Source organism: Crossiella cryophila (genome assembly GCF_014204915.1).
GTDB lineage: Bacteria > Actinomycetota > Actinomycetes > Mycobacteriales > Pseudonocardiaceae > Crossiella > Crossiella cryophila.
This window is the reverse complement of sequence record NZ_JACHMH010000001.1, coordinates 8,988,873-9,002,192: the sequence shown is the minus strand read 5'-3', so window position 1 is coordinate 9,002,192 and position 13,320 is coordinate 8,988,873. Positions and strand designations below refer to the sequence as shown.

The window sequence follows — 13,320 nt, the reverse complement described above, 5'->3', positions numbered from 1 at the left end:
ACGGCGGGGCTACCTGGGTGGGGTTAGTTGTCCAGGTAGTGGAGGACTGCCAGGACTCGGCGGTGGTCGTTGCCGGCTTGGGGGAGGCCCAGTTTGGTGAAGATGCTGCCTACGTACTTCTCCACGGCGCGTTCGGTGATGGTCAGGGCGTCGCCGATGCCCGCGTTGGAGCGGCCTTCGGCCATCAGGCCCAGGACTTCGCGTTCGCGGGGGGTGAGGGTGGCCAGGGGGTCCTGGCGGCGGCTGCGGGCGAGGAGCTGGGCCACTACCTCGGGGTCGAAGACGGTGCCGCCGTCGGCCACCTGGTTGAGGGCGCGCAGGAAGTCCTCGACGTCGGCCACCCGGTCCTTGAGCAGGTAGCCGATGCCGCTGAGGTCGCTGGTGAGCAGGTCCGCCGCGTAACGCTCCTCGACGTACTGGGACAGGATGAGGATCTTGGTGTTCGGCCAGCTGCGGCGGATCACCAGGGCGGCCCGCAGGCCCTCGTCGCGGTGGGTGGGGGGCATGCGGACGTCGATGACGGCGATGTCGGGCTGGTGTTCGCCGACCGCGCGCAGCAGCTGCTCGGCGTCGCCGACCGCCTCGAGGACCTCGTGCCCGCTCTCGGCCAGCAGCAGGATCAGGCCCTGGCGCAGCAGCACGGCGTCCTCGGCGATCACGACTCGCATGGCAGCTCCATGGTCAGGATGGTCGGCCCGCCCTCGGGGCTGTACAGGGTCAGCGTGCCATCGACGCCGCCTGCCCGGTCGGCCAGCCCGGCCAGGCCGGAGCCGGGGCTTGCCTTGGCGCCGCCGATGCCGTCGTCGGTGACCACCACGGTGAGCCGGTCGTCGGTGCGGCGGACCTCGATGCCAGCCTTGCTGGCGTGCGCGTGCTTGGCGATGTTGGTCAGCGCTTCGGAGATCATGAAGTAGGCGATGGCCTCGATGGTCAGCGACGGCCGGGCGTCCACCAGGTACCGGATGCGCACCGGGACCGGGCAGCGGGCCGACAGCGCGGACAGCGCCGCGTCCAGACCCCGGTCCTCCAGCACCGGCGGGTGCAGGCCGCGGGTGAGGTTGCGCAGTTCGTCGATGGCGTCCTTGGCCTCCTGGTGCGCCTCCTCGATCAGCTTGAGCGCGGCGGCGGGGTCCTGGCCGTGTCTGCTGCGGGCCCGGCCCAGCTTCATGGCCAGTGCGACGAGTTGTTGCTGGGCGCCGTCGTGCAGGTCGCGTTCGATCCGCTGCCGTTCGGCCTCGGCCGCCGCCACCGCCACCGCCCGCCGCTCCTCCACCTGCTGCACCCGCTCGGCCAGGTCGGCCGCTGACTTGGGTTCCAGCATGGTGCGGGTCAGCGCCAGGTGCACGCTGACCATGGCGCGCACCAGCACCGGCGCGAGCATCAGCAGCAGAATGCCGGCCAGCAGGAAGACCCCGACCCAGAACGGCCAGGCGGCGTCGCGGAAGACCTCCATGTTGGTGTAGGAGTTGCGCGCGACGCCGCCGCCGGGCAGCTCCACCTGGGGCGAGAAGAAGAACTCGAGGATCGCGATGGTGAGCAGGAAGCCGGGGCCGTACCAGGCGAGGAAGGTGATCAGGCCGGTCGCCGCGGTCAGCACGCCGCGGGCGATCCAGTAGCCGATGGTGCGCCACAGCGTCGGGTTGACCACCAGCTTCGGTGCCACCTTGTAGGGGTTGCGGCCCGGCGGCAGGGCCAGTCCCGGGGTCACCGACTCCCCGGTCACCAGGCGGAACTGCGCGGCCTCGGCCCGGCCGAACCGGACCAGCAGCCACCCGAGCAGCCACACCACCACCGGGCTGCCCAGCAGGGTCGGCAGGTTCCATATCGCCAGGTAGAACTTCTGCGCAAACAGCGCCGCGACCAGCGGGAACAGTGCGCCGATGAAGCCGAAGAAGATCACCGCGAGCGGCAGCAGGGTCCAGAACGCGCCCAGCAGCAGGCTCAGCGTGCCCAGCCAGGTGCGCTTGCTGACCACCTCGTACAGCGGGTTCCGTGGCGGCCGGGGCCGGGTCATCGACGCTCCTTTTCGGACAGTGGTGACCTCAGCGTAGGAGCGCGCCCCCTAGGGGGCCACCGTGTCAGCCGGGGGAACCACCCCCGTGCTAGCACCCCGGTCATTTCAGGAGGTAACCCTGGCGACGCGGCCGCCCGATCGGGCGAGGCTTGCTGACATGATCGCCGAACTGACCAGGCCGCTGCCGAAGCTGCTCGCCCGCGCCGCCATCGAGGACAGCCCCGGGTACCGCATGGTCATCGCGGACACCCAGGCCGAAGTGCTTGCCGCCCAACGACTCCGGCACCGGGTCTTCGCCGGGGAGCTGGGCGCGGCGCTGGCCGGTCCGGCGGGGGTGGACGCGGACGAGCTGGACGCGCACTGCGAGCACCTGCTGATCAAGGACGAGCGCACCGGCGAGGTGGTGGGCACCTACCGCATCCTGCCGCCGGGCGCGGCGGCCCGCCGGGGCGCGCTGTACTCCGACGGGGAGTTCGAGCTGACCGCGCTGGCCGGGCTGCGGTCCTCGCTGGTGGAGGTCGGCCGGTCCTGCGTGGATCCGGCGCACCGCAACGGCGGGGTGATCGGGCTGATGTGGGCCGGGCTGGCCCGGTACGTGAACCTGGTCGGCGGGCGCTGGGTGGCAGGCTGCGGTTCGGTGCCCCTAGCAGACGGCGGGCACCTGGCCGCGGCGGTGCGGGACCGGGTGCTCGACCGCGCGCTGGCGCCCGAGCGGTACCGGGTGCGGCCGCGCAATCCCTGGCCGCACCAGGACATCGAGCGTCCGGCCGGGCGGGTGGTGCTGCCGCCGCTGATGCAGGGCTACCTGCGGCTGGGCGCCTGGGTGGGTGGCGAACCCGCCTACGACGCGGACTTCGGTTGCGCGGACTTCTTCCTGTTGCTGGACATGGATCGGCTGGATCCCCGCTACCTGCGACGGTTCCAGTGACCGCGGCCGGGCGGGCCGGCGTGTTCCGCTGGACGCCGAGTACGCCGTGCGATGACAGCTGTGTGCCGGACCGGGACCGGGAACCCGTGGTGGCACTGGGAGTTCAGCTGCGCAGGTGGCTGGCACTGGCCGGGGTGTTCGTGCTCGCGGTGCCGGTGTCCTGGCTGCTTCCGTTGCTGCCCAAGAGGATCCGCGAGCGGCTGGCGAGCAGTGGGGCGCGCGGGATCCTGTGGGCGCTGGGGATTCGTGTGGTGGCAGCGGATGTGCCGCCGCGGCGGGGTCCGGCGTTGCTGGTGGGCAATCACATCTCCTGGCTGGACGGGCTGGTGCTGCTGGCCAGGGAACCGTTGCATCAGGTGGCCAAGTCCGAGATCCGGGATCTGCCGGTGTTCGGCGGACTGGCCGCGCGGGCCGGGACGGTGTTCATCGAGCGGGACCGGTTGTCCACGCTGCCCGCGACCATCGCGGAGATGCGGGATCGGCTGGCCGCCGGGATCTCGGTCGCGGTGTTCCCGGAGGGCACCACGCGCTGCGCGGTGGCCGGGGTTGTGTTGCGCCCGGCCAGTTTCCAGGCCGCGCTGGACGCGGGTGTGCCGGTGCGGCCGGTGCGGCTGGAGTTCCGTGGCCCGGACGGGCGGCCGTCCGCGGCGGCGGCCTTCCTCGGCGAGGAGGACGTGCTGACCTCGCTGCGCCGGGTGATCCGCGCCGGCGGGCTGTCGGTGCACCTGCGTGAGGGCGCCACGATCTGGCCGCGGACCGTGCGCGACCGGCGGGAGTTCGCCGCCCGCGCGCAGGCGGAGATCCTCGGCGGGGCAACGGTTCCCGTGCCGGAGTTGAAGGTGGCGGCCTGATGCCCGAGTTCCTGCAGGCGTTGCTCGCCTCGCCCTGGCTGTACCTGATCGTGCTGGCCTTCGCCGCACTGGACGCGGTGCTGCCGTTCACCCCCAGTGACAGCACGGTGATCGCGATCAGCGTGGCCGCGGCCACCGGTCCGCCCTCGATCTGGCTGGTGCTGCTGGCCGCGATCGCCGGGGTGCTGCTCGGCGACTACGGCACCTACCTGGCCGGGCGCGGCGCCGGACCCGGGCTGGAACGGCGATTGTCCCGTAGCGGCAAGGGAAAACAGGTCTACGAGTGGGCCCAGCGGGCGATCCGGCGGCAGGGGCCGTGGGTGATCGTGGCGGCCCGGTACATCCCGGCCGGGCGACTGGCCAGCATGCTCGCCGCCGGTGCGGTCGGCTACCCGCGCGGCCGATTCCTGTTGTGGGACACCGTGGCCGGCACGATCTGGGCGGTGGCCTGTGTGGCGATCGGCTACCTCGGCGGGCGGGCGTTCGAGCAGAACCCGTTGCTGGGACTGCTGTCAGCACTCGGGATCGCGGCCGGACTGGCCGGAGCCGTGGCCGGGGTGCGCGCGTTGTCGCGACGACGGCGCGCACCCCGGCAGCGGGAACTCAGCGAAGCAGGTACTGCCAGGTGAGCAGGTCGATCACCCCGGTGGCCGGGATCCGTTGCGCGGCCTGGAGATCCTTCACCGCGGACTGGGTTGCCTCGGTGAACTCGCCGTCGGCGGGGCTGCGCAGCCCCGCCGCGACCAACAAGAGCTGGGCCGCGTGCACCGCGTCGCCCCGATCGCCCTTGCGCAGCGCGGCCGGAACCAGCGCGGGCCAGGACTCGGCGCCGACCAGACCGGTCTCGGCAACGCCGATCCGGACCTCCAGCCGACGGGCCGCCTCATCGGTGCGCTGGTCGAACACGCCGTCCAGCGGCACGCCGCGTTCGCCCGCGTGGTGCAGCAGGCGTTGCGCGGCCAGGACTTTCTCGCCGCGGTCACCGGGCTGCAACAGCGGCCAGGTCACCGGGTCGACGATCTTCTCCCGGCTGCCCATGGCCGCCGCGACCGCGCGCCGCAGTTCCGGCAGCCGCCCGTAGAGCACGTTGCCGGGACAGGCGGTGTTGTTGAAGTCCCGGTGCCCGAAGATCTGGCTGGCCGGGATCCGGTACTGCGCGCACATGTACTTGCACAGCTGGACCAGGGAGTTCCACTGTGCGGTGGTCGGGCCGACGCTGGTGTACAGGCCCTCGTTCTCGATGCCCAGCGCCACGTTGTTCTGCCCGGAGGTGTGCGCGCTGACCACGTGCTGGGTGCCACCGTTGAGCGCGGCCAGACTGCGGTGCCGCCCCTCGGTGATGTGCCCGCCACGGCTGTTGGTGAAGTGCTGTCCGGTGTCTATCCAGCCGTTGGAATCCATGTGGTAGTTCTGGATCGACCTGGACAGCGCGAACGCGCGGGCCAGCGAGTAGTCGGTGACGTTGGCGGTGGCCGTGTGGTGCACGATGATCTTGACCGGCCGCGAGTTGAGCACCGAGATGCCGCCACTGGCCGCGCGTGCGCCCCAGGCTCCGGTGCCGTGGATGGGTGGGGCCGCGCTTTCCGCGGCTCCGGCGAGCAGTGGATCGGCCAGCCCGAGTGCGCCGGCCGCGGTCACGGTGAGTCCGCCGAGCAGGAAAGCGCGGCGGCCGAACGGATTGTGAGCAGGGTTCGACATGACGACGACTCCCTCGTCTTGGGGGCAGGGAACCCCAGAGAAGTGGGTCGTTCGACGGTAAGAGGTGGTTCCGGAACTCGTAAGGGCCGAAGGGGTGAGTAACTTTCGATTACTTGCAGTACATGGTCACCGATTCACTTAATCCGGTGCGCGCCAAGCAGGTCGACGGTACGTGGAGCACGCCGGATGGCGTAGTGCGCGGGCCGTAGAAGTTGAATGGGCGCGCCACCCCGGGAGGTCGGGAATCCGGCCGGACCCCTTGCGCGAGAACGGACCCGGCCGGACCGTAGTGGTCCAGCCGGGCCCGTCAGTCGATCGGTCAGTCGGTCAGCAGGCGCCGTTGTCCTTCCACACGCCCCACTGGCCGGTCGTGCCCGGCTCCTCGCCCCGGGTCCACCACCTGGCGGTCCAGGACTTGCCCTTGTGCGAGACCGAGTTGTCCTTGACGTAGGTCTCGGTGCTCTTCCACGCCGGGGCGCTGCAGGAGCCGCCCGAGGTGGTCGTGGTGCTGGTCGGGTTGGTCGAGGGCCACGGGACCTGCGGGGACTTGTAGTAGTTGATCCCCATGACGCCCCAGCGCGGGCCCTGCGCGGCCAGCCGCTGCTTGAAGGCGTCCCAGTTGTGCGTGGATCGCGGCGACCAGCCCAGTTCGGCGATCGCGGGCAGGCGCGGGAAGGCCATGAACTCGATGTCCGCGGTCTTGACCAGCGTCTCCGACCACAGCGGGGCCTCCACGCCGAAGACCGCGCTCTCGTTCACGCCGTTGAGGTAGCCGCCCGGGTTCCAGTTGTAGGCGTCCTGGACCTCGATGAAGCCTGCCCAGCTCAGGCCGAGCGGGGTGCTGGCGTTGTACTTCATGTCCAGGTAGGCCTTGTTGGCCGGGGACAGCAGCACCTTGCCGCCGCGAGCGGCGTGCGCGGCCACGTTGTTGTCGGTGGTCGTGGTGCCCCAGAACTGCGGGATGGCCGAGACCGGCGGGGCCGGGTTGACCTTCACGAACTCGTGCCAGCCCAGGATCTTCTTGCCGTACTTGCCGACCAGGGGCATGACCTTCTGCATGAAGGTGTTGTAGTCGGCGTCGCTGGTCGCGTGCGCCTCGTCGCCGCCGAGGTGGAAGTACTCGCCGGGGGTGATCGCGGCCAGCTCCCGGATGACGTCCTCGACGAACTTGTAGGTGATGTCCTTGCCGATGCACAGCGAGCTGTAGCCGACCTCGGTGTCGGTGCGCAGCGGCGGGGCCACGCCGTTGCAGTTCAGCTCGGCGTAGGAGGACAGCGCGGCGTTGGTGTGCCCGGGGATGTCGACCTCGGGGATCACCGTGATGTGCCGGGCCTTGGCGTAGTTGATCACGTCGGCGTACTGCGCCTTGGTGTAGAAGCCGCCGGGGCCGCCGCCGACCTGGGTGCTGGCGCCGTGCTTGGTCAGGTTCGGCCAGCTGTCGATCTGGATCCGCCAGCCCTGGTCGTCGGTCAGGTGCCAGTGGAAGTTATTGATCTTGTACAGCGCGAGCTGGTCGATGTAGCGCTTGACCGTGTCCACGGTGAAGAAGTGCCGGGCGGAGTCCAGGTGCGCGCCGCGGTAGCCGAACCGCGGCTGGTCCACGATCTTGGCGCCGGGCACCGTCCACGGGCCGGGCTTGACCGAGCCGGACTCGATCGCCGCCGGCAGCAGCTGGCGCAGCGTCTGCACGCCGGCGAACAGGCCTGCCGCCTTGTTCGCGCGCACGGTGACCACGCCCGCGGCCACGTCGAGCTGGTAGCCCTGCTCGCCCACACTGGCGGGCGCGCCGGAGAGCAGCAGCGCGATGCCGTCGGCCGGGTTGCCACTGACCGGGGTGATCGGCAGCGGGTAGCCGGTGGAGCGGCGCAGGATGGAGGCCAGGTAGTCCGCGACCTGGGTGGCCTCGGCGGATCCGGCCTGGGTCTGGATGCGGGTGCCCGCGCCCAGGGTGAAGGTGACGCCGGCGGCCGGGGTGACCGAGGCGGGTACCGGCACGATGCTCTGCAACGGGCTCGCGGCCTCCTCGGCGGCCGCGTCACGCTGGGCCGAGGCCCAGCCAAGGGTGGCTCCGCCGAGCACGACGAGGGCGGCGAGACCGCCGGCCAACCGCGACCGCATTGGCCGCGCGCTGAGGGTTTTCACGGGGATGTCCTCCCGGAGAGTTCGGACAGGCGAGCACAGGCGGCGGCGTGTTGCAGCCATCGAATCCCCCGGCAACCCTCGTGTCAAGGTCTAGACCACTGGGTTCATCCCGGTGCCGCTACCTGTGCTCGTCCGTACCTGACCTCCGGCCTAGCCCCCCGCGGGGATTGACAACAGCCCGATCCCGTCCATGGTGCGCACCTCGAAGCTGGCGATGTCGGTCCTGGACAGCGCCACGTTCCCGGTGTTGCGCAGCGGCTCTGGCGAGCCCGCCACGCCGTAGCCCTTCTCCGGCACCACCCAGCTGTTCACCGGGAAGGTCTCCCCGGCCTTGCCGATGGCCACCAGCTGGCAGCGGCGCGGCCCGGAGATGCCCTTCAGCTCCATCCGGACCTCGACGCCGGAGCCCTTCTCCGTCAGCGCCAGGATCGCGGACACGTTGTTCGCCGGGTTGCTGCCGGTCAGCGTCTCCTCGTTGAGTGTGCTCGCGTCCGCGCTCGGGCCGACCGGCCCGGTCGAGACGGGTGCCCTGGTGGTGCTCGGCTGACTGGGCAGGCTCAGGATCGGACTGGGCAGCGCGACGCCGTCCCGGCCGTCGCCGGTCGTCGCCGAGACCACCAGCGGGGTCAGCACCAGCGCCAGGCAGGCCGCCGCGGCCAGCGACCACAGCACGGCCTTGCGCCGGTCGCGCTTGCGCGCGCCGACCTGGTCGAGCAGCTGGGCCAGCACCCGTTCGTCCGGTCCCTCCGGCGCCGGGGCCGGGGTGGCCGGGGCGAAAGCGGGCGGACGCGGTTGCGCCGGCGGCGGCCCCTGGCGCGGCCGGGGCGCCTGCGGACCAGGCTGTGGCCTGGCCAGTGGCGGCACACTGCGCAGCGGACGGCCCGGTGGGGCCTGCGGCCGCGGCTGGTTCGGCCGGACCTGCGGCGGCGGCACCGCGCCGTTGCGCTGCTGCTGGTGTTGTCCCAGCGCGCGGGCGGTGTCGAGCAGGTCCGGCAGGTCGAGCAGCTCCTGCAGCTCGTCCTGGCAGCGCGAGCAGTGCGTCAGGTGCTCCTCGAAGGCGATGGTGTCCGCCTCGTTGAGCACGCCGAGCAGGTAGGCGCCGACGTCGGAGTGGTCAGGTGGGGACGACATCCCCGCTCACCCCCGATCCTGGAGTGACCGTCGTAGGGCACGCAACGCGTAGTAGACCCTGGACTTGACGGTACCCGGTGGCACGCCCAGAACGGCGGCCGCTTCGTTGATGGTGCGGTCTCGTAGGTAGGTCTGGGTGATGGCCTCCCTGTGCTCCTCACTCAACTGCTGCAACGCCTCGGTGATCACCAGTGCGGAGAGGGTCGCGTCGGCGCTGTCGGGCACCGGCACTGCCTCCAACGGACTCGCCTCGACCTCGTGCGGCCGCGCACTGCGGCTCCGCCTTCCGTCGATCACGATCCGCCTCGCCACGGTGAACAACCAGGCCCGCATCAGCCCGGGTTCCCGGTCCAGCTTCTCGGCGTTACGCCAGGCCCGGAACAAGGTTTCCTGCACCACGTCCTCGGCCCACTGGCGATCGTTGCCGGTGAGCTTGCACGCGTGCCCGAACAGCGCGCCACCGTACTCACGGTAGAGCGCCCTGACCAGATCGTCGTCCCGGCCGGAAACCTCGGCGGTGCCGGTTGACTCTGCTCTGGTGACCCGATGTCGGCCCACGGCGCACATCCTGTCCCCAGCAACGGGTTTCGTACAGGGTTGCGGCCGATCTTTTTGTGCTCGCGACGGATTTGGATCGATTTTCCGGCCTGGTTGAACCACCCGCGGCGGGGATCCGTAATCGTTGGCGCGTCGTCACGAAGGGACTGTCCACAATGGACTATTGAGTTCGCTGCCCGCGAAGCTTCCGGTTTTCCCTGGCGGAACACCGGAAACGCCCGGGTAGACCGGGCCGCACCCCCTGGTCTACCCGGGTTCCCCGCCGCCCGCCCACCCCGGAGGCGCACATGCCGCACCATCCGGTCCTGCAACTCGTCGTGAGCGCCCAGGACGACGGGGTGCGCGCGGCGGCCGCGCTGTCGGGCTGGCTGGCCTACGGGCTGATGTGCCTGACCCTGTGCTGGGGCGTGTTCACCAGCGCGGGCTGGGTGCGCCGGGCGACCGGGCGGCAGGTGGTGCGCTCGGGGCACCTGGTGCTGGCCACGGTCACGCTGGCCTTCGTGTGCAGTCACGGCCTGGCCCTGTTGTTCTTGCGGGAGGAGCGTTTCGGCCTGGTCAACCTGCTGTTCCCGGTGCTGGCGGGTGCCCCGCTGCGGCACACCCTTGGCGCGCTGGCCTTCGAGTTGATGCTGCTGGTGGCCTTTTCGGTGGGGTTGCGCCGATTGCTGGGCTACCGGCGGTGGTTGTGGTTGCACCGGTTGGCCTATCCGGCCGCGGCACTCGGCGTGGCGCACGCCCTGCTGGGCGCCCACTCCGGCGGGCGGTTCGGCCTGCTGTGGCTGGCCGGGGTGACCCTGCTGGTGCCGGTGCTGACCCTGGCGGTGCTGCGGTTCCTGCCGGCCAGGGTGCTGGTCTCGGCGCGGATCATCGAGGAGGCGCCGTGAGATGGCCCTGACCGGGCGGGCCGAACGGATCGTGGTGGTCGGCACGGGTCCGGCCGGACTGAACGCGGCGGAACGCTTGCGAGAGCAGGGATTCTCCGGCGAGGTCCTGGTGGTGGGTGAGGAACCCCGGCTGCCGTACCACCGTCCGGCCCTTGCGCAGCAGCTGTTGCTGGGGCAAGCGGGCCCGGAGGAGCTGACCCTGCCCGGCTTGCCCGAGCTGGATGTGGTGTGGCGGCTGGGATCCAGGGCGGCCGCGCTGGACGTGGACCGCAGGCTGCTGCTGTTGCCGCGCGGTGAGGAGCTGCGCTACGACGGCCTGGTCGTGGCCACCGGGGCCCAGGCCAGGCACCTGCCCGGCGCACCCCGGCACGACCGCCGGGTGCAGGTGCTGCGCACCATGAACGACGGTCTTGCGCTGCAACGGAATGTGACCGCCGGCCAGGGCCCGGTGGTGATCGTGGGCGGCGGGTTCCTCGGCTGTGAACTGGCCGCGAGCCTGCGCGCCATGGACATCCCGGTGCTGCTGGTGGACCGCGGCGGCGACCTGCTCGGGGACGTGCTCGGCGAACGGATGGGCGCCGCCGTCACCCAACTGCACCAGGACGCGGGCGTCCGGCTGGCCCTGGGCGTGACGGTGTGGCGATTCGCCCCGCACCCCGGTGGTATCGCGGTCCAGCTCACCGACGGCAGCCAGGTCTCCGCCCGCTGCGTGGTCCTGGCCGTCGGCGCCATCCCGGCCAGCTACTGGCTACGCGGCTCCGGCCTGGTCCTGGAAGACGGCGTCCTGTGCGACACCACCTGCCACGCCATCGGCGCCCAGGACGTGGTGGTGGCAGGCGACCTGGCCCGCTGGCCCAACCTGCGCTTCGACGAGACCCCCCGCCGGGTCGAGCACTGGATCAACGCGGTGGAGATGGGCCGAGCCGCCGCCGACAGCCTCCTGGCCGGCGCGGGCGCCCGGCCGTTCACCCCACTGCCCCGGTTCTGGTCGGCCCAGCATGGGGTGCGGATCCAGGCGGCGGGTGCGCCCGCGCTGGCCGGGGACACCATCGCGCTGGCGGGGGCGCGGTCGCTGGGGCATCAGGTGTGTGGGTATGTGCGGCGGGGGTGGTTGGTGGGGGTGGCGGCTTGGGACAGCCCGCGGGGGATGCGGCAGTGGACGGCGGAGCTGGATCGGCAGTCGGCGGTGGGGGCGCCGCGGCCTTCGCCGGGGGAGACGGAGGCGCCTCGGGGGATGCCGTCGGTTCATGGGCGGGCGCGGCGGGGGTGGCGGTGTGGGCGGCGGGGGGAGCGGGGTGGGGAGGTGGGGTGAGGGGGAGGTGGGGCTGGTGCGGTGGGTGGGGGAGGAACGGCGGGGGTGAGGTGAGCGGTGAGGGAGGTGGTGGGTTGGGGAGGGCGGCGGTGAGGGAGGCGGGGGTGAGGGAGGTGAGTGGTGAGACGGCTTGAGCGCGGGGCGTGGCGGGTGGTGAGGGGAGCTGGGCGGTGCGGCGGATTGAGCGGTGGTTGGGCTGGCGCGATGTCCGGGATGGGGCGGCTCGGCGTACGAGAACGGCCAACATGGCGTACAACAACGGCCAACACGCCGTACGAGAACGGCCAACACGCCGGGGAGGGGGGCGGGGGTTTCGGACTTCCGCGCGTGTTGGCCGTTATGGGACGGTGTGTTGGCCGTTGTGGGCGGGCAAGCGGGCGGAGCCCGAGGTCAGGGGGCCGGGCGGTTCGGGGCGGAGGTCGGGCGAAGCCCGGAGCTAGGCGGCCAGGCGGTTCTGACGCGAAGGTCGGGCGAAGCCCGGGAACGCTGCGGCTAGGCGGTTCACACGCGCCGCGTGCGGGCGGAGCCCGCACACAAGCAGACGGGGTGGCTTTTCAAACCCCACCTGAGCGGTTCCCCCATCCCCGTCAGCCTGGAGAGGACACACCACATCCCGGGTGCGCAGACCGCAACCTGCCGCCGCCCTAGCTTCCCAACCGCAACGGTCTGCGTGCCCGGGATGTGGTTTGGTATCGGAAGGCTGACGGGGATGGGGGAACCGTACGAGCACTGCTCTTGCTCTTCGTCTTTGCTCTTGTCTTTGACTTTCCCCCCATCCTTTGATTTCTGCCCGTCCGGCGAGGACGCCCTTGATCTTGACCTTCGCTCGTGCACCAACCCGCCCACACCGGCCAACACCCCGTACAACAACGGCCAACACGCCGTACGAGAACGGCCAACACGCTGGGTGGGGTTAGGGGTTGTGGGTGGTGGTGGTTTCGTCGCGGAGGGCGATTAGTTGGGCTACGAGTTGGCGGTTGCCGCCGGGGAGGACGGTCACCCAGACCACGCCGCCGGGCTCCACTCGGCGTAGTACCAGGTAGCGGCCGCGGCCGGGGACGTCGTGGAAGGCGACCACCCTGGTGGCGCGGCGGGTGGAGCCGAAGCGGTCTCGTACCGTGCAGCCGAACTGACCCCACCAGCCCGCGCCGGCGCAGCGCCGGGCCAGTTCGCGGGCCGCCGGTGGGGTCTCGCCGCGCTGGATGAGCACCTCGGCGAAGGCGACCGGGTCCGCGCCGGCGGCGCGGGCGGCGGCGTCCAGTGCGTCGCCGCGCACGCTCAGGGCCTCGCCCGGTCCGCACGGGGTGCCGCCTGCCAGGGTGGCCAGGTCGGTGGGGAGCAGGTAGTCGGGTAGTCGGGTCAGGTGCACGGTGTCGCCGATGCGCACCGCCAGGGTGCCGCCCTCGCCGCGGGCGGCGCCGAAGGCGCGCAGCAGCTCGCCTGCCCACAGCCGGGCGTCCAGCGACCAGTCGTAGTGGGTCAGGCCAAGACAGGTGTCGGTGAGGCCGGAGGTGGGGCCGATCCGGTCGGCCAGGCCGCGCTGCCGCAGGGAGTCCATGGCCAGCGAGGTCAGCATGCCGCGTTCGGAGTCGGTGGCCCCGAAGCTCGGCAGTTCCAGCGCGAGGGGTGGTTCACCGAGCGCGAGTTGCGCCCACACCACCTCGAACTCGGTCGCGGTGAGCACCATCGTGGTCATGGCGTGCGGTTCCCCGCCCATCGTTGCGCCCCCTTGTGCACCGAGAGCCGGTCTCGGTCAAGGGGGGCAAACTAACCCGGGCCTGTGACTATGTGTGTAAACAATG

At 71.4% G+C, this 13,320-nt stretch carries 12 protein-coding genes; 5 read left to right on the top strand and 7 right to left on the bottom strand.

Features of this window, described 5'->3' with window-relative positions; genetic code table 11:
* Nucleotides 1–23: 23 nt before the first annotated feature.
* Both HNR67_RS38525 and HNR67_RS43935 read right to left on the bottom strand, forming a co-directional pair.
* The gene (locus HNR67_RS38525; RefSeq protein WP_185008200.1) at nt 24–668 is read right to left on the bottom strand and encodes a response regulator; all 645 of its coding nucleotides are present in this window, start codon (nt 666–668) and stop codon (nt 24–26) included.
* Nucleotides 656–2,014 carry a sensor histidine kinase gene (locus tag HNR67_RS43935; protein ID WP_221490195.1) on the bottom strand — a complete coding sequence of 453 codons (1,359 nt, stop codon included), beginning with the start codon at nt 2,012–2,014 and terminating at the stop codon, nt 656–658. The genes HNR67_RS38525 and HNR67_RS43935 overlap by 13 nt, the downstream gene beginning before the upstream one ends.
* A 157-nt stretch (nt 2,015–2,171) precedes the next feature.
* Here HNR67_RS43935 and HNR67_RS38515 point away from each other — a divergent pair, with 157 nt between their 5' ends.
* Genes HNR67_RS38515 through HNR67_RS38505 form a run of 3 tightly spaced genes read left to right on the top strand, consistent with a single transcriptional unit; the run spans nt 2,172 to nt 4,422 of the window.
* Nucleotides 2,172–2,942: a GNAT family N-acetyltransferase gene (locus HNR67_RS38515; RefSeq protein ID WP_185008198.1), complete on the top strand. Its 771-nt coding sequence runs from the start codon at nt 2,172–2,174 to the stop codon at nt 2,940–2,942.
* A complete protein-coding gene (locus HNR67_RS38510) occupies nt 2,939–3,793 on the top strand; it encodes a lysophospholipid acyltransferase family protein (protein WP_185008196.1) in 855 nt (284 codons plus the stop codon). Before HNR67_RS38515 ends, HNR67_RS38510 begins: the two co-directional genes overlap by 4 nt.
* Entirely contained in the window at nt 3,793–4,422 is a 630-nt protein-coding gene (locus HNR67_RS38505; protein WP_185008194.1) for a DedA family protein, read from the top strand. Before HNR67_RS38510 ends, HNR67_RS38505 begins: the two co-directional genes overlap by 1 nt.
* On the opposite strand, the gene HNR67_RS38500 is transcribed toward HNR67_RS38505, so the two are convergent.
* The 4 genes from HNR67_RS38500 to HNR67_RS38485 all read right to left on the bottom strand — a co-directional run bounded on the left by HNR67_RS38500 (nt 4,397) and on the right by HNR67_RS38485 (nt 9,331).
* Entirely contained in the window at nt 4,397–5,491 is a 1,095-nt protein-coding gene (locus tag HNR67_RS38500; protein ID WP_185008192.1) for a peptidoglycan recognition protein family protein, read from the bottom strand. The genes HNR67_RS38505 and HNR67_RS38500 overlap by 26 nt on opposite strands.
* 327 nt (nt 5,492–5,818) lie before the next feature.
* A complete protein-coding gene (locus HNR67_RS38495; protein WP_185008190.1) occupies nt 5,819–7,609 on the bottom strand; it encodes a family 20 glycosylhydrolase in 1,791 nt (596 codons plus the stop codon).
* Between the two features lie 174 nt (nt 7,610–7,783).
* Complete coding sequence (locus HNR67_RS38490) at nt 7,784–8,764, bottom strand: zf-HC2 domain-containing protein (RefSeq protein WP_185008188.1); 981 nt, start codon at nt 8,762–8,764, stop codon at nt 7,784–7,786.
* 6 nt (nt 8,765–8,770) lie between these two features.
* Nucleotides 8,771–9,331 (bottom strand): sigma-70 family RNA polymerase sigma factor, encoded by a 561-nt coding sequence (locus HNR67_RS38485; RefSeq protein ID WP_185008186.1) that lies wholly within the window; start codon nt 9,329–9,331, stop codon nt 8,771–8,773.
* A gap of 278 nt (nt 9,332–9,609) precedes the next feature.
* Between HNR67_RS38485 and HNR67_RS38480 the strand changes: the two genes are divergently transcribed.
* Both HNR67_RS38480 and HNR67_RS38475 read left to right on the top strand, forming a co-directional pair.
* A complete protein-coding gene (locus HNR67_RS38480; protein WP_185008184.1) occupies nt 9,610–10,206 on the top strand; it encodes a ferric reductase-like transmembrane domain-containing protein in 597 nt (198 codons plus the stop codon).
* A 1-nt stretch (nt 10,207) separates the two neighbouring features.
* A complete protein-coding gene (locus tag HNR67_RS38475) occupies nt 10,208–11,518 on the top strand; it encodes an NAD(P)/FAD-dependent oxidoreductase (protein WP_185008182.1) in 1,311 nt (436 codons plus the stop codon).
* A 913-nt stretch (nt 11,519–12,431) separates the two neighbouring features.
* Here the strand turns inward: HNR67_RS38475 and HNR67_RS38470 are convergent.
* Complete coding sequence (locus HNR67_RS38470; RefSeq protein WP_185008180.1) at nt 12,432–13,235, bottom strand: ESX secretion-associated protein EspG; 804 nt, start codon at nt 13,233–13,235, stop codon at nt 12,432–12,434.
* Nucleotides 13,236–13,320 lie beyond the last annotated feature (85 nt).